Origin of the sequence: Anaerococcus vaginimassiliensis (assembly GCF_900626155.1) — a bacterium.
Lineage (GTDB): Bacteria > Bacillota > Clostridia > Tissierellales > Peptoniphilaceae > Anaerococcus > Anaerococcus vaginimassiliensis.
Genome location: NZ_LR130844.1, coordinates 1,060,599 through 1,077,808, shown reverse-complemented (window position 1 = coordinate 1,077,808; position 17,210 = coordinate 1,060,599). Strand labels below are relative to the sequence as shown.

Genomic DNA, 17,210 nt, shown 5'->3' with positions numbered 1-17,210 from the left:
TTTCCTCCTTATATGAAATTTACTTTGAGCATCTCTATTTTGTACCTGTCAACTTGTAGAACAGAAATATTTATATTAGAAACTGTTATACTATCACCCTGTTTTGGGATTCTTGAAAGCTTATCTATGACAAAACCACCAATTGAATCGTTTTTAATCTCCTCTAGGTCAGTATCAAAATAATCATTAAAGTCATTTAAGTGAATCGAAGGATTTACCAAATATTCCTTATCATTAATCTTATAGATAGTCTCATAGGCTGAGTCATACTCATCGTCGATTTCTCCTACGAGCTCTTCAACAATATCTTCAATAGTCACAAGACCACTCGTTCCACCATACTCGTCTATAACAATAGCAAGGGAGAGATTTTCTGATCTCATAGTAGTAAACAAGTCAAATATATGCATATTATCATAAACATAAAAGGCAGGCCTAATCACATCTACAAGCTTTAATTCCCTATCTTCTACCATATGGCTAACCAAATCTTTCATATGAAGGATCCCTAATATATTGTCGATATTTTTTCCATATACCGGAATTCTTGAGTGGTTGGATTTCTTTAGGAAATCTTTTAACTCATCTTTTGGCATATCGCAAGCTATGGCCTCCATATTTGTTCTTGCTGTCATTATGTCAGATACATCGGAGTTTCCAAACTCGAAAACATTGTTAATCATTTCGCTTTCTTCGTTATTTATAACTCCCTGCTCTTCAGATACGTCTACTATAGTTTTTAGATCTTCTTCTGTAACCAAGTCATTATCAACATTTTCATTTATGAAAAGTTTAGAAATAGCACCTGTAATAAGTCCCAAGACATAAGAAAGTGGTGTAAAAATAACATTGAAAAACCTTATCGGTTTACTAACTTTAAGAGCCAGACTCTCACTGCTAGCTGTCGCTATATTTTTAGGAGTAACTTCACCAAAGATTAAAACTACGATTGTAAGTACAATAGGAGAGATAACTGCTCCCTTTGGACCGAATACATCAGTAAAGAAAATAGTCGCAATAGTTGTAGTTACAATGTTTACTATGTTATTTCCAATTAGAATTGTCGTTAGAACCTTGTTGATATTTCCAACAAGTTTTTTAAGAATGTGGGAGTTTTTCACCCCGTTTTTTTCCATTTGTCTTACCTTGAAGGTATTTATACTAGTCAAAGCTGTTTCTGATGATGAGAAAAATGCAGAACACAATACTCCCATTATAATCAGAATTAGTTGTATGATATTTTTACTCGTCAAAACTTCCTCCTTACTCTATTATAATGTAGATTTCAATAAATTAAAAGCCTAAAAATATAAGTTTAGAGGCTAATGATTTTCTTATATGCAAATAACTTTATTATTATAAATCTATATCTTTCTATCTAGCTTTTAGGTAGTTTTAGTATATAATGAAAATGTATCATAAAAAAGGGAGGAAAAAATGGCAGAAAATTCGTTTTTCGAAAAAGCTTTTAAATTAAAAAAGCATGGTACAGATGTTAAAACAGAGATAATGGCAGGTATTACAACCTTTATGACTATGTCATATATTCTAGCAGTCAATCCTCAAATCCTATCAGAAGCAGGCATGGATTACGGAGCTGTATTTACAGGAACAATACTTGCAAGTGTTATCGCTATGCTACTTATGGCATTTTATGCCAATCTTCCATTTGGTCTATCAGCTGGTATGGGGCTTAATGCATTTTTCACATATACAGTCGTTATGCAAATGGGTAAATCTTGGCAATTCGCACTTACTGCAGTATTTTTAGAAGGTATTTTATTCTTACTTTTATCCTTTTTTGGCGTTAGGGAAGCAATATTTAATTCTATCCCAGTCAATTTGAAAAAAGCAGTTTCAGTTGGTATTGGACTTTTCATAGCAGAAATCGGACTATTAAATACAGGAATAATCACTCCTGGCGATATTTCCCTATCCTTAGGTGAGCTAACCAATGCTAATGGTTTCATATTCTTTTTTGCACTTATTATAATGGTTGTTCTAACAGCTAGAAACGTTAAGGGAGCCTTGTTGTGGGGAATATTAGTTTCAACTGTTCTTTCCCTAATCTTGGGTGTTACACATTTCCCTGATTCTCACGTTGTTTCCCTACCACCATCTATTAAACCAGTGTTTTTTAAACTTGATTTTTCAAATATATTCTCACTTGAAATGTTTTCAGTTTTGTTCTCATTCTTGTTTGTAGATTTATTTGATACATTAGGAACTCTAACTGGTGTTGCTACTAAAGCAAATATGCTTGATGAAGATGGAAATCTTCCAGAAGCAAGCAAGGCTCTTTTGTCAGATGCAGTAGGTACAACCTTTGGAGCTATACTTGGAACTAGTACAATTACAACCTTTGTTGAATCATCTTCTGGAGTTGCCGAAGGTGGAAGAACAGGTCTTACTGCACTTTCAACAGCAGCATGCTTTGTGATTGCAGCATTTTTCTTCCCAATATTTTCAATAATTCCAGCACCAGCAACAGCAGCTGCTCTTGTCACAGTAGGTTTATTTATGATAACAACCGTTGCGGAAATTGATTTTACAGATATATCAGAAGCTTTTCCTGCATTTATGACTATTCTAATGATGCCACTAACATATTCTATAGCTGAAGGTATCTCATTCGGAATGATTTCTTATGCAGTTATCAAACTATTTACTGGTAAGGGCAAGGAAGTTTCTCCAGTTGTATATGGCCTTGCTATCGTATTTATCATAAGATACCTATTGCCACTATTCTAATGGCAAAATAAAACTTGACAAAATACTAAAAAAGTTTTATATTTATACTAATATAGTCGCAAATAGAAGTAGTAGCAAATTATTTAGTCTACAGAAAGAAAATGGTTGATGCAAATTTTCGGCGGATAATTTGTGAATGGATCTATTAGATCAAAGGTGAATTAAAAGTAGCCTGCGGGTCTTCCCACCTTACAGGGATAGGATATGTATGTATCTAAAGATGTCTTTACGACAAGATGGATGGCACCGTGGGCTTAGGCTCGCTCCTTATATGGAGCGGGTCTTTTTTGTTTTTAGAAAAGGAGGATTTTATGAAAACTAAAAACATAACTATCTCAGCAATTTTTATGGCACTTGGCCTTGTAATGCACTTTTTGGTTCCCCCAATCTTTGGCGGAGTAAAACCTGATTTTCTCTTATCTATGATGTTTATGTGTCTTATTATTACAGATGATATCAAAGAGGCAATCCTTGTTGGTCTTTGTGGAGGTGTAATGAGTGCTCTAACTACAAGCTTTCCTGGAGGACAAATTCCAAATATGGTTGAGAAAATTATTACGACTTTATTTTGCTATTATTTATTAAAGGCTTTGGGGAAAAATCTTACTACACCTAAGATAATCATTCTTTTTGCCCTAGGTACTTTGGTTAGTGGTCTTGTATTTTTAATCCTAGCCCTATTTATAACTGATCAGATGGCACTATTTCTCCCATCATTGTCAGTCGTTCTTATAGCTATCATTGTCAATTCAATATTTGGAATAGTTCTTATGAATGTATATAAAAAAATAGAAAAATATATTTGAAGAGAAAAATGAGGCCTCATAGAAAATTAATTCTATAGACCTCATTATTTTTATATTCTTATTGATTTGAAAAGTTCTTTGGTATATTCGCTTCTATCATCACTTGCTATATCTTCTGTCTTGAACAAATCTACTAGTTTTCCATTATACAAAACCCCGATCCTATCACAAAGATAGGCGATTACATTTAGGTCGTGAGATATGAAAAATGTTGTAAAGTGGTGGATTTCTTGAAGTTCTTTGATTAGATTTAGGATTTGAGCTTGGATACTAACATCTAATGCACTTACTCCCTCATCTATTATTAGAAACTCAGGGTTTATGAGAAGAGCGCTTGCTATAGCTATTCTTTGCTTTTGTCCACCAGATAAACTTCCCGGATAATAATTAAGCACATCTCTTTCCATCTCGATTTCTCCTAAGATTTCATAGAGTTTTTCATTTCTTTCTTCTTCACTTCCAATATCATGGATTTCTAAGATTTCTCTCATTGAAAAACCAATGGTCTTTTTGGGATTTAGAGCTTGGTAAGGATTTTGAAAAACTACTTGAAGATTTTTCCTGTATTCTTTTAGCTCTTCTTTGCTAAACTCTGTTATATCCTTATCCTTAAAGTAAATTTTACCGCTAGTTTCTTTTACCAGTCTTAGGATAATATTAGAAAGAGTCGTCTTTCCTGATCCACTTTCTCCTACTAGACCAAATATCTCACCCTTTTTTACTGTTAGCGACACATCATCCAAGGCTACATTGTCTTTTTTTCTAAAGAGTATGGCTGAATCTTTGTAGATTTTTTTTATATTTTCTATTCTAAGTATATCTTCCATCTTAGTCTCCAAACAAGTGGCAGTTTACCGAATGATTTGCCTTAACATATTTTTCTGGATAAGTTTTAAGACACTTATCCATTACAAAATCGCACCTATCGGCAAAAGGACATCCTTCATTTGGCCTATTTTTAAGATCTGGTACATGGCCTTTTATATTATATAGCTTTTCTCCTCTTTTTCTAAAGTTTGGAACAGCTTTTAGAAGTGCCTTGGTGTAAGGATGAAGAGGATCATTTATTATTTCTTCTGTAGGGCCTTTTTCTACGAGTCTACCTGCATACATTATCATAACTTTTTTTGAAATTCTTTCTATCAAGTTAAGGTCATGAGATATAAATACTATAGCTCCCTTATAGATTTGGCTAATATCTTTAAATAAGTCGATTATTTGAGCTTGTACCTTGGCATCTAGGGCTGTAGTTGGCTCATCTGCTATTAGAACATTTGGATTTGCTATAAGACTCATACAGATTACTATTCTTTGTTGCATACCTCCGGATAGCTCATGAGGATATTTGTTATATAGGCTTTCTACATTTTTTAGTCCGCACTTTTCCATTGTGTCTAGGACTAGATTTTTTCTTTTGTCTTTGTCAAAATCGTAGTGGATTTCAAGGACTTCTTCTATTTGTTTTCCTACTTTCATCAAAGGATTTAGGGCAGATGCTGGTTCTTGAAAAACTGTGGCTATATTTCTTGACCTATATTTTGACCACTCTTTATCATCTAAACCTAAGACTTCTATCCCCCTAAGCTTGACTGATCCTGACTTAATTATGGCATCTTTTGACTGGATCCCTAAGATTGTTTGGGTTGCAACTGTCTTTCCACAACCACTTTCTCCAACAAGACCTATAAAATCATGCTCCTCCAGGTCAAAAGATATATGATTTACTGCATTCTTATCACCATTGGCAGTAGGAAAGGCTACTGTCAAATCATCTACTTCTAATAATTTCATCGTTGAGCCTTCTCCTTCAATCTTTCATTTCTAAACTTCTCACCAAAAAGTGTAAATCCTAATACCAATAGACTTAGACAAACTCCTGTAAATATAAAATAGTATGGAGCTTGGTTAAAATAAATCTGACTTTCTTTTAGCATCCTTCCCCAAGATGGGTTTGGTGGTCTAACACCAAGACCTAGATAAGACAGACCACTTTCTGCAAGGATTGCTTGGGAAATGGATAGGACGATTGCCACCATTAGTTGGTTTTTAATATTTGGAATAATGTGATTTTTGGCAATGTAAAATGGCCTTGCTCCCTTGACTTGGGCAGATTTTACAAATTGTGCTCCCTTGACTTGAAGGAAACCACTTCTTACAACTCTTGCAAAATAAGGAATTGACATGATACCAATAGCAAGAATTGTATTTATTAGACCTGCTCCAAATACAGTAACAAGCATCATGGCAAAAAGTATGCCAGGAAAAGCCATTAGTGAATCTATAAAACGCATCAAGATTTCATCTACTACGCCACCAAAATATCCCGCTATACCTCCTATAATTGATCCTAAAACTAGGGCAAGACCCACAGTTCCGAAGGATAAAATAAGAGCATACTTGCTACCTTCCATTAGTCTTGATAGGATATCTCTTCCCATATTATCAGTACCAAATGGATGAGAGAGACTTGGTGCCATAAGTTTGTTTGCACTTTCTATGGCGTTTGGATCGTAAGGTGTCCAAAATAAGGCCACCAAAAATACAATAAAATATAAGGCTATTATTACTTCACCGATTCTTATAGATATTTTATTATTCTTAATCATCTGCCACCTCGAATCCTTGGGTCGATTATTCCATAGAGAATATCAATTACAAAGTTTATAAATATTACCAAGAAGGCAACAGCCACTACAACTGATTGAATCAGTGGGAAATCCCTAGATGAAATTGAGGCTACGATTAGTGAACCTACTCCTGGTAGGGAAAATACATTTTCCACTATCAAACTACCTCCAACACTTGATGTTAGACTCATTCCTATAACTGTGATTACTGGAATAAGGGCGTTTTTTAGGACGTGTTTATATAGGATTTCTTTTAGGGTAAGACCCTTCATCCTAGCTGTCCTAACATAATCTTTGTTAATCTCATCTAATATTGCCGCTTGCATATATCTTATGATAGTTGCTATATTTGGTATAGCTATGGCAAGGGATGGCAAAAAGAAGTTCTTTAATTTCTGTCCGAAACTTCCTGCCATGATATTATAAGACAAGGTTGGAAATATATCTAATTTCACTGCAAATACATAAATCAGCAAAAAAGCCAACCAAAAAGAAGGAATCGAAATTCCAAGTTGGGTTATGGCTGTAATTATTGATGAGTACCACTTATCTGATTTTAGTGTTATCTGAATAGATAGAGGTATGGCTATCAGTAGGGATAGCACTAGGGAATAAAAGGTCAAATAAAGGGTTACAGGTAGCTTTTTTAAGAAAAGATTTGCTACAGGCATTTGATATTTAAGACTCATGCCCATATCTAACCTAAAAAGTCCTATTATCCATTCTATATATCTTTCAAATATTGGCCTATCAAGACCTAACTCTTTTTCAAGAGCTAGGACTTGGGCTGGGTCTGCCTCAGTTCCCAAGATAATTTCTGCAGGATTTCCTGGAATTATTTGGAACACAAAAAATATTAAGGCAGATACAAAAAACAAGGTCAATATAATGGACAATAGTTTTTTTACTATTGCTTTAGTCATTTTTCTTCTTTATATCCTCGAGGTTTAGTTTTTGGACTGGATAGGATTTAAGTCCTTCTAGGTCCTTATTTATAGCTTGGTTATTGTCTGGGTCTGTTAGGAAAACTGATCCTGCATCTTCTGCCATAAATTCTTGGGCATCTTTTACATTTTTAGCTATATCTTCCTTAGTATCTGCACTTTGAGCAGCTTCTATAGCAGCGTCATAGGCTTCTGACTTGTAGTTTATAAAGTTTTTGTCATTTGTTGATACATATCTATCTATAACTCTGATTGGGTCAACATATCCAACAAAGCCTGATACTGTTGCTTCGTAATCTTTATCTTTGTATACTTTGCTTAACCAAGTTGAAAATTCAATTGGGTCGATTGTTACATCAATACCAACTTTACCTAGTTGAGCTTGGATAAGTTCAGCTGTATCCATGTGATATTTATAATCGCTAGGTACTGTTAGTTTTACACTAAATCCATTTTCAAGACCTGCTTCTTTTAGAAGTTCTTTGGCTTTTTCTGGATCGTATGGATATTTTTCTCCCATATCATTAAAGTATTCTTTTAGAGCTGGTGAGAAGTTTGAGTAAAGTTTTGTTGCTCTTCCACCTGCAGCTGTATTTATAATCTCGTCTTTATCTATAGCGTATGATATAGCTTGTCTAACTCTAACATCATCAAAAGGTGCAACAGCGTTGTTAAGACCTAAAACTTGAACTAGGTTTTGAGGGAAAGAGTGAATATCACAATCATCTTCTATTTGACTAAGCTCATCATTAGTTAAACCTGTAGCAAGGTCAACGTCCTTGTTATTTAGAGCCATTACTAGAGTTTGCCTATCAGCAATTCTAATAATTTCTACATCATCGAAGTTTGCTAGGTGATCTTTCCTGTGATAATTTTCAAACTTTTTAAGTTTCATTCCCTCGCCTGGAGTATAGGAAACAAACTCAAAAGGACCTGTACCAACTGGTTTTGTTTGGTTGTCAGCATAATCTTTTTGGACGATTGGTTGAGTATTTAGGAAAATAAAGGAGTTAGATTTTTCCTTTAGTTTAATCTTAATTTCTGTAGGTGATACTACTTCCATTGACTCGATTTGAGCGAATTTGCTTGACTTAGGTTCACCACTTGTTAGCCCTGCTAGGGTATCATAAGTGTAATAAACATCATCTGCAGTAAAGTCCTTGTCATTGTGAAACTTTACGCCTTCTTTTAATTTAAAATCATAAGTTAGACCATCTTCACTTATCTCGTAAGATTCGCAAAGGTCAGGCACTAGATTTCCATCCTCATCTACATCAAATAGACCATCAAATACTTGGTCCATGATAGTTTTGGTATCTCCTGCTGTAGCATTAAAGGGATCTAGGGAGTCGATTTCTGTAAACATCGCAACCTTTAGTGGTTTACTACTGTCAGCATTTTCATCTGTTGTGTTGTCAGCCTTTCCACATGATGTAAACATTATGCAAGATAAGGCTAGTGCTAAGAGTACATTTCTCTTTTTCATAATTCCTCCTAATATGTGAGTTAAAATCTAACTGTTAGTTAATTTTGTAACAATATCCATTAAATAAAAAAGGCACGCCCTTACTAGGTTTACTTCTAGTAACCTTCATATTTCCTTTACGCATTGTACTTGTATTTTTGTTTTTTTCATTCCGATCAATGCCAAATTTAATTTCTTTAGTAGATAATATTTTCCCCATAAATCTTATTTATTTACTAAAAGAAATTGGGCTATTTTTGACATTTTTTATTTCCTTTCCATATCGCCTCCAAAAGATTCATTGACAATATTTTAACATATTTATAAACTTTTAACAAGATTTTAGATAAAAAAAGAATGAACCGCTAGAGGGTTCATTCCTGATTTATAGTTTATCTTCTACTGATTTAATTTTTTGTTCCATACTAGCGTTTTTGTCTCTTCTATCGTCCATTTTGATGACAGAATACACCCTATCTGCCCCCTTGTCAAAGACAGACTCTTGCATTTTCCTTATAACTTCTAATGCCTTGTCAGCATCTGCTTCTATTACTGTTCCCATAGGGTTTAGTTTATATTTTACACCTTCTGCCATTAAGATTTTCTCAGCTTCTGCTACGTATTTGCTCACTGATGTTTCTTTTGTTCCTATTGGTATTAGACATACTTCTACTACTGCCATTTCTAGTCCTCCTCGTAAAATCTCTTGTAAATCTTATAAGCGTCAAAGTGATCATAGGTTCCGCCAAGCTCTCTTATAGAATGCATGGCAAGAATTGGCTCACCGACATCTATACTTCTTATACCCAAATTTGCTGAGGCTATTGGACCAATAGTAGATCCTCCTTGTTTATCGTTTCTGTTGTGGAAGGTTTGTAAGTTTAATCCTAAGTCTCTTGCAATTTTAACTATTCTTGCCTTGCTAGTAATATTTGTGCTGTAAGCTCCATTTGCAGCAATCTTTATCACTAGTCCCTCATTCATCCTTACCTCGTTAGTTGGATCAGAAAATCCCTTAAAGTTTGGATGGATTGCGTGAGCTTGGTCGGCGCTTATCAAAAATGAGTTTTCAATTGCTATTTGATAATCTTCCTCATTTCCCCCACTTAAAAGAGTAAACCTCTTTAGGCAATCTCCTAAAAATGGTGAGAAAGCACCTGTTCTTGTCCTTGAACCAATCTCCTCGTTATCATTTAAAATTAAGGCATTTGTCTTTGTAGAATCAGCATTTACAAAGGCCATAAGTGAGGCGTGGACAGATCCAAGGTTGTCAATCCTACCTATTTGATACATGTCATTTATGACCACCCCTTTTTGTCTATCGTATAAAGACAAATCATAATCTATTATGGATTTTGGGTCAATTCCTAGCTCTTCTCCTATAATTTTTTGGATGTATCCGTCCTTTTGGGCAGTATCTTTTATAGTAGTAATTATAGGATACAAATTATCCTGTGGGTTGTAAGAAAAGTCCTTGTTTACACTTCTATTCATATGAATTGCAGCATTTGGTATAGTTAGTAGGTCTTTATCTATATTTATTAAACTAGATAATAGCTTTCCCTCTTTTTCGTAAACGACTTTTCCAGCAAGTGATAAAGTCCTATCAAGCCATGTTGAATAAATCATTCCTCCATATACTTCAACATTTAGCTTGAGATATCCATTTTCTGCCATTTCCGGATTGGATTTTAGTTTAAAAGTTGGACTTTCTGTGTGGGAGCCAATTATATCAAAACCATCTTTAATATCTTCTCCAAGGTTTATTGCAAAAAGAGCAGTCCCGTCACGAACTACAAAATATTTGCCCTTTGCTTTTATATCCCACTTTTCATTTTCAAATAGTTCTGTGTAGCCATTTTCCTTTAAAATCTTGCGAGCATTTTCTACCGCATAATAGGAAACTGGACTCTCGTCAATAAATTTTATTAAATCTTTTATAAATTCTTTATTTTCCATACTAATATGATACCCAATTATTTATTTCCTTCATTTTCCATAATTTTCTTTTAAGAAACTGTATAAGGTTAAATCCTTACTTCCTCTCCTATTAATCTCATCTTGCCAAGTATCGTCATCTTCTAACCTTTCGATTAGTTTAGTAAGGACAGCTCCCGATTCGTAAACTATCTTTTCTCCTAAAATATCTTGACCTACGTCTCCTTTTCTTATAGTAGGAACAACATCAGAGAAATTGACATCTTTTGTATTTTCAAAATACATTACATCGTAATCGTATCCCACTATCTTTGATGTTTTTATAGTAATATAATTTGCTATTCCTTCCATGGATTCTTCAAAAAGTTCACTTCCTAGCTTTTCCTTATCCGTATTTTTAATTCTTTCATCCATGATATCAAGGTAAGACCTTGTAAGCTCTAATAGTTCATCTTTTGAAATATCATTATCAATACCATTATTGATCTCATCTAAGATTTGATATTCTCTATCCAGAAGATTAAGCTCATCTTCATCATATGATAAACCTCTAAAACTTAGATTCTTCCAATCTCCTTGCATATAATAATGGTATGCCTCATGAGCAAGATTCGGCATAAAGTGTTTGCTCGTAAGCTTTTTACTTATAGATTCATCTGTGTATTTGACATAGAAAATATTATCTAAACCTAAGAGTTTATAAGTTTTGCCATTAGTGTTGAAATTACCCATTATATAGTTAATTCTTTTGGGATAAAATCTAGAGATTCTATAGACCTTGTAAGGTTTTTTCTTATAAAAATTTATCTCTTTCGCAAATATACTAGAAATATCATTTTTAGTGATAAGATAGGCCCTGCCAAAAGCATTCTTATTTACAAATACCAAGTCCTTATCTTCTAGCTTGTAATCTTTCCACAAGCTTTCACCACTGGCTATGAACTTGTCATACTCAGAAATAACATCCTTATCCAAATCACTCAAATCTTCAAAGTCGGTATTTAACACTTTATTCATGCCAATACCAGCAGAAAAAATAACAAATAATGCTAATATCAGCCTCAAAAATACATTCCCACTTTTTCTTTTCTTATCAGTCATAAACATTCCTTTCTTTTTCTATTAGGACTATACTTTATAATCGATTATAGGAATTATAATTTTAAAACTTTAGCAATTATGCTTCATATTTTGCGTTTTAAGCGTTTTTAGGCGCTAAGGCATATAATATTTTTTGTTTATGTTATATCAATTCGGGTAACAAAAAAGTAAGACGGTTATTCGAGCTTTAATAGAATAACTGTTAAGTGATAATTTTAAAAAATAAAAAGGAGGAAATATATAAATGAAAAGTAAACTAAAATCATTTTTAAGTATTCTACTAGTAGCATCATTTGTCCTTACTCCAATAGGACGCAGTATTTCATATGCAAGTGATAACTCTAATATTAATCAAAATGATAATAGATATTTCGCAAGTGATGCAGAATTAAATGATGAAGATCTAAAATATTTAAATAAGGTTGTTTCTGTAAGTAAATTTTACTATTTTGATGATAATATTCTAAAAATATCTCTTACTAAAGATCAATTAATTAATGAATATGGTTTTACAGAAAAAGATTATCAAACATTAAGTGAAACTGTATTAAACAAAGAGGTAAATTTAGATGAAAAAGATAATAAACCTGTTGCAACACCATATGCTAGTGTATCAAATGGTACGCTATATATTTCACATAGTGATTTGCAGGGTGGTGCATTTGCTGTTTTATCGGCAGCTTCTAGTGCTGGTCCTGCAGCTATGTATTCAGCTTTATTATCTATCTCTACAGCATTAAGTGGCCCTGTAGGATCAATTATAACAACAATAGTATCATTATTAGCTGCACCATCTTTAACAGAATTATGTGTTAGAGTAACTTATGCAATAGCTACAAATCAAGGAATATATATTAAACCAGTAGCTTCATATCCTCCATTAGACATTGGATATTATTAATAGGTACAGATTATTATGATTAAAAAATTAAACTTACTTCCATATATCGTTATGATAATTTCAAGTGTGGGATATTATAGTAATATAGGCAGAGAAGACTCATTGTCTTACTTTTGGATTTCTATATTTGTAATATCCTTAATAATATTAACAGTGAACAACAACGATTTATTCAAAAAACATAAATCTAATATTGTATACTATGATATGTTATTTGTTCTAGAAGTAATATTAATACCACGAATAAATTTACCTTATGGTGCTTCTAGATTAATTATGGCTATTTTAGGTGCTGTATATGCACTTTTATTTAGTCGAAAGAAAAATTTACTTAGAAAATAATAAGGGAAGGCAGGGTATCTTAAAATCCTGCCTTTTTTTGTCGTCTAAAATTAAATGCCATATTTTTCGTTCTAAGTTTTTTAAGTAAGTAGGCATATAAAAATCGTGCTTGAAAAAGATAAATCAGTTGATTTTTGTATTCTATTTATTATTTTCTCAGTTATTTTAGACAAGCTAAATTCTTCTGATTCCATGCTCCCTCCTACAATACATATTATCTTATTTAATTATACTTTAAGAAATAATTATATTGACTTGTGGCTAAATAGAGTATACCTTAATTATAAATTGCTATTCAACAGATCACATGTTTACTCTGAAAAATATTAGGGTAGTAAAAATAATGAAAGACGTTTCCAAAGCGACAAGCATTTATAATTATAGAGGAGAGTTTTAATGCCTATAAAAATGTTAAAAGCAGCCTTGTGGCAATCTGTTGAAAAACCCGAGAAAACTGGAGATTACATAGCTACAGTTATAGCTTGGATTGTCGTAATAGTTGTAGTTTCCGCAGTCAATGTATTTTTGGGAACTACTAGTTTAAATAAGTATTTAGTCTTATTTCTACGAATACTTTCTATTGTAGTAATCCCTTATATATTTCCAGCTCTAAATATTTCTACAGATAAAGGTAAGACCGAAAGTTGGCTATTATTTAGATTTAACAGTATATTGGGTGCTTTGATTGCTCCTATATATGTTTACAAATATCTTTCAAGTATAAATTAGAAATTTGCTTTATAGAGAAGATTTGATTATCTCATTTCTTCTCTATATTTTTAAATTTTTTTCAATTTTCATTTAATCTTCACTAAAAAAGAAGCTTTCCCAATAGAAAACTTCTTTTTTTTATGATTATTATGATTAGTCTTTCTTTTTGATAAATCCGTAGATTAGACCACCAACTATTGCTCCTACTAATACAGCTCCTACAAAGATTAGGGCTTGGCTTAAGCTTGACATAGCTGGCAATACAAAGACTCCTCCGTGTGGGGCTGGAGCTGATACGTTAAAGCCTCCTACGATTGCACCTGCTATAACTGATCCTATAACACTTGCTGGGATTACCTTGCCTGGTTCTGCAGCTGCAAATGGAATTGCTCCTTCTGTGATGAAACTTAGTCCTAGGATATAGTTTGTGATTGTTGTTTTTCTTTGATCTTCTGTAAATTTATCTTTGAAAAATGTTGTAGCAATTGCTATTGCGATTGGTGGAACCATTCCTCCAACCATAACAGCTGCCATAAATGTACCAATACCTGTATCTGTAAAGGCACCTATAGCAAAGGCATATGCTGCTTTGTTGATTGGGCCACCCATGTCTATTGCCATCATGCCTGCAAGGATCGCTCCAAGTAAGAGCATATTTGCACCAGATAGACTCATTAGCCAGTTATTAATTACAGTATTTATTCCTGTAAATATTGGATCTACTATAAAATACATCAAAGCACCAACTAAAAGTAGGCCAAATACAGGATAGATTAACATTGGTTTTAAGCCTTCAATTGATTTTGGTAGGTTTCTAAAGGATTTCTTTAGTAAATTAACTACATAACCTGCAAGAAATCCTCCGATTAAACCACCGATAAATCCTGCTCCACGGCTTGCCATTAGTCCTGCAACCATACCTGGCATTAGGGCTGGTCTATCTCCGATTGACATTGCAATAAATCCTGCAAGGATTGGAATTAGGAAGCTAAAGGCATCTGATCCGAGTCCATTAAGGAAAGTAAAGGCAAGGGAGCTATCTCCAGCAAATCTTTCTACTAAGAAGGAAATTGCCATGAGGATTCCACCACCGATTACAAATGGTAACATGTGGCTTATTCCATTCATAAGATCGCCATATATCTTTTGCCATAGACTTTGACCTTCTTTATCCTCATCTGAATCTTTTGATTTTTCTTCTGCATGAAATATTTTAGCATCGCCTTCTATAGCTTTTTTGACAAGTTCGTCAGATTTTCTTATCCCGTCTGATACTGGCCTTTGGATAACTTTCTTGCCATCAAATCTGTTTGTTTCAACTTTTTTGTCGGCTGCTATGATTATGGCATCAGCTTCTTCTATTTCCCTTGCTGTTAGTTTGTTTTTAGTTCCGTCAGATCCGTTTGTCTCTACCTTGATACTTACTCCAGCCTTAGTTGCTGCTTTTTCCAATGCTTCTTGCGCCATGTATGTGTGGGCAATGCCGTTTGGACATGCAGTTACAGCTAGTAGTTTTATATCGTTTGTTGGTTCTTGGCTAACAACTTCTTTTGTTTCTTCTTTTTTAGGCTCTGAATATTTTTCTATAACCTTATATATATCTTCTGGGTTTTCAGCTTTTTTTAAATCAGCTATAAAACCATCTTTCATAATCATCTTTGATAGCTCTGCCAAAGTTTCTACATGAAGGTTATTTTCTCCGGCAGGAGCACCTATTGCGAAAAATATTTCTGTTGGCTCGCCATCTAGGGCTTCATAATCAAGTCCACCGATCTTTCTTGCAAATAATACTGCAGGTTCTTTGACAGTTTTGTTTTTAGTGTGAGGGATAGCTACGGATTCACCTAGGGCAGTTGAGCCTTGGCTTTCTCTTTCTACTAGTCCTTTTTTAAATTCTTCCTTGCTTTCCACATAACCTTTGTCGTGAAAATTCTTGGCAATCTCATTAATTGCCCCCATCTTGTCATCTGCCTTTAGATCAAAAATCATAAGGTCAGCTTTGAGTAAATCCCTAATTTCCAATTTCCTTAACCTCTACTTTCTTACTCATTTCCTCGATTTTTTTATGACTTGCAATATCAGGACTAAAAGCTGTCGCAGTTCCACAAGCGATAGCAAGCTTGTAGGCATCTAGCTTATCGTAGCCTTTACTAATTGCATAAATGAAACCACCAACCATAGAATCTCCAGCACCTACTGAATTGATCAAATCGCCCTTTATGGCGTCTGCCTTGTAGATATTCTTATCATCTACAAATATTGATCCAGCTTTTCCTAGAGATACGATAACATTTTTAGCTCCCAAGGAGTTTAACTTCTTGGCGTATTTTATAAGATCATCTTCACTACTTATTTCAGTTTCGAAGATGTTAGTTAGCTCTTCTTCATTCGGTTTTATTAGAACTGGCTTATATTTTAAATAATCTAAAACTTCTTTGTTTGCTATATCTATTGAAAATTTACAGCCTGTTTTTTCTATGACTTTTTTGTAAAAATCACTTCCTAGGCTTTTTGGCAAAGATCCTGAGATTATAAGATAGTCGTCCTTGTTGATATCTTCTAGTTTCTTGTAGAAATCTTCTATCTCTTCTTTTGTGATATCAGGTCCTTGAGCATTTATTTCTGTTTCTGTATTGTATTTTAGTTTTACATTTATTCTGGTATCAGCAGCTATTCTAGTGAAGTTTTCCTTTATTTCTAGTCTAGCTAGCTCGTTTTTTATAAACTCTCCAGTAAAGCCTCCCAAGAAACCTAGGTTTATTGGTTCATCTCCCAAATTTTTTAGAATTTTTGCTACCATTATTCCCTTGCCACCTGCATATTTTTCTTCTGCAGTTGACCTAAGGGTTTTGCCATCACAAAACTCATCTAATCTCATTATATAGTCAATGGATGGATTAGTCGTAAGTGTATAAATCATTTATCCTCCCTTATTAGCTCGCACTCATCTTTTTTACATATCCTTGCATGATAGATGAGATTTTCCTTGCTTGAATCAGCCAAGATGTAGGCTTTCTCGCTTAATTTTGCTGCAGTTTTCTTAAGTATCGCCTCATTTATATCAGCAGTATAGTAATAATCCTTGTCGTAACCATTAGCTCCCAAAAATGCAATATCAAAGCTATAATTTGAAAGTTGATCTAGGGTTACAAGTCCAAGGTTTACCTTTGTCTTAACCTTGATATCTCCTCCCAAAAGCGTTGTAGGAATATTATTTTCCATAAGCTTTGCCATATGCATAAGGCCATGAGTTACAACTCTTATGTCCTTGCCCCTAAGATAGTCGATTACAAGATTACAAGTAGATCCACCGTCTAGGAAAATCACCATCTTATCTTCTACAAGGCTTGCTGCCTTTTTGCCAATTTCTCTCTTGCTAGTTGGATTGGTAAGCTCATTTGTATCAAAGCTAAGCTCTTCTGCCTCGATATTTAATACCGCTCCTCCGTGGACTCTTTTAATCTTGCCATCTTCTACCAAATAGTCTAAGTCCCTTCTTAGGGTCGATTCGCTAACTTCAAGTTTTTTGATTAAATCTTTGTTGGATATTTTCTTTTCTTTATTTAGTGTGTCTAAAATCACATCTAGTCTTTCTTCAAATATCATATTGTCATTATAACACCA

General features: G+C 33.8%; 16 protein-coding genes. 4 read left to right on the top strand and 12 right to left on the bottom strand.

Annotated features, from left to right (window positions below):
• Positions 1–8 precede the first annotated feature (8 nt).
• Positions 9–1,253: a hemolysin family protein gene (locus tag E0D87_RS05390; protein WP_130819640.1), complete on the bottom strand. Its 1,245-nt coding sequence runs from the start codon at positions 1,251–1,253 to the stop codon at positions 9–11.
• Positions 1,254–1,437: 184 nt separating this feature from the next.
• Between E0D87_RS05390 and E0D87_RS05385 the strand changes: the two genes are divergently transcribed.
• Together E0D87_RS05385 and E0D87_RS05380 are read left to right on the top strand one after the other, a co-directional pair.
• Positions 1,438–2,751: an NCS2 family permease gene (locus E0D87_RS05385; protein WP_004833944.1), complete on the top strand. Its 1,314-nt coding sequence runs from the start codon at positions 1,438–1,440 to the stop codon at positions 2,749–2,751.
• A gap of 311 nt (positions 2,752–3,062) precedes the next feature.
• Positions 3,063–3,557 carry a tryptophan transporter gene (locus E0D87_RS05380; protein ID WP_130819639.1) on the top strand — a complete coding sequence of 165 codons (495 nt, stop codon included), beginning with the start codon at positions 3,063–3,065 and terminating at the stop codon, positions 3,555–3,557.
• A gap of 50 nt (positions 3,558–3,607) precedes the next feature.
• Here E0D87_RS05380 and E0D87_RS05375 read toward each other — a convergent pair whose 3' ends face one another.
• From E0D87_RS05375 to E0D87_RS05340, 8 genes are all read right to left on the bottom strand, one after another.
• A complete protein-coding gene (locus E0D87_RS05375) occupies positions 3,608–4,384 on the bottom strand; it encodes an ABC transporter ATP-binding protein (protein ID WP_130819638.1) in 777 nt (258 codons plus the stop codon).
• Between the two features lies 1 nt (position 4,385).
• Entirely contained in the window at positions 4,386–5,348 is a 963-nt protein-coding gene (locus E0D87_RS05370) for an ABC transporter ATP-binding protein (protein ID WP_130819637.1), read from the bottom strand.
• Complete coding sequence (locus E0D87_RS05365; RefSeq protein ID WP_004833952.1) at positions 5,345–6,163, bottom strand: ABC transporter permease; 819 nt, start codon at positions 6,161–6,163, stop codon at positions 5,345–5,347. Before E0D87_RS05365 ends, E0D87_RS05370 begins: the two co-directional genes overlap by 4 nt.
• Positions 6,160–7,107 (bottom strand): ABC transporter permease, encoded by a 948-nt coding sequence (locus E0D87_RS05360; RefSeq protein WP_130819636.1) that lies wholly within the window; start codon positions 7,105–7,107, stop codon positions 6,160–6,162. The genes E0D87_RS05365 and E0D87_RS05360 overlap by 4 nt, the downstream gene beginning before the upstream one ends.
• Complete coding sequence (locus E0D87_RS05355; protein WP_130819635.1) at positions 7,100–8,614, bottom strand: ABC transporter substrate-binding protein; 1,515 nt, start codon at positions 8,612–8,614, stop codon at positions 7,100–7,102. Before E0D87_RS05355 ends, E0D87_RS05360 begins: the two co-directional genes overlap by 8 nt.
• Positions 8,615–8,978: 364 nt before the next feature.
• A complete protein-coding gene (locus tag E0D87_RS05350; RefSeq protein ID WP_105301773.1) occupies positions 8,979–9,275 on the bottom strand; it encodes an MTH1187 family thiamine-binding protein in 297 nt (98 codons plus the stop codon).
• Positions 9,276–9,277: 2 nt separating this feature from the next.
• A complete protein-coding gene (locus E0D87_RS05345) occupies positions 9,278–10,552 on the bottom strand; it encodes a M18 family aminopeptidase (RefSeq protein WP_130819634.1) in 1,275 nt (424 codons plus the stop codon).
• Between the two features lie 30 nt (positions 10,553–10,582).
• Positions 10,583–11,632 carry a hypothetical protein gene (locus E0D87_RS05340; RefSeq protein WP_130819633.1) on the bottom strand — a complete coding sequence of 350 codons (1,050 nt, stop codon included), beginning with the start codon at positions 11,630–11,632 and terminating at the stop codon, positions 10,583–10,585.
• Between the two features lie 244 nt (positions 11,633–11,876).
• Here E0D87_RS05340 and E0D87_RS05335 point away from each other — a divergent pair, with 244 nt between their 5' ends.
• The gene (locus E0D87_RS05335; protein WP_130819632.1) at positions 11,877–12,533 is read left to right on the top strand and encodes a hypothetical protein; all 657 of its coding nucleotides are present in this window, start codon (positions 11,877–11,879) and stop codon (positions 12,531–12,533) included.
• 738 nt (positions 12,534–13,271) lie between these two features.
• Positions 13,272–13,604, top strand: coding sequence for a hypothetical protein (locus E0D87_RS05330; protein ID WP_130819631.1), 333 nt, complete (start codon positions 13,272–13,274; stop codon positions 13,602–13,604).
• A 135-nt stretch (positions 13,605–13,739) separates the two neighbouring features.
• On the opposite strand, the gene E0D87_RS05325 is transcribed toward E0D87_RS05330, so the two are convergent.
• From E0D87_RS05325 to E0D87_RS05315, 3 genes are read right to left on the bottom strand one after another with little or no spacing between them, the layout of a single operon-like run.
• Complete coding sequence (locus E0D87_RS05325) at positions 13,740–15,608, bottom strand: PTS fructose transporter subunit IIABC (protein ID WP_130819630.1); 1,869 nt, start codon at positions 15,606–15,608, stop codon at positions 13,740–13,742.
• On the bottom strand, positions 15,598–16,506 hold the full coding sequence (gene pfkB / locus E0D87_RS05320) for a 1-phosphofructokinase (RefSeq protein ID WP_130819629.1): 909 nt from the start codon (positions 16,504–16,506) through the stop codon (positions 15,598–15,600). Before pfkB ends, E0D87_RS05325 begins: the two co-directional genes overlap by 11 nt.
• Positions 16,503–17,192, bottom strand: coding sequence for a DeoR/GlpR family DNA-binding transcription regulator (locus tag E0D87_RS05315; protein WP_130820184.1), 690 nt, complete (start codon positions 17,190–17,192; stop codon positions 16,503–16,505). The genes pfkB and E0D87_RS05315 overlap by 4 nt, the downstream gene beginning before the upstream one ends.
• Positions 17,193–17,210 lie beyond the last annotated feature (18 nt).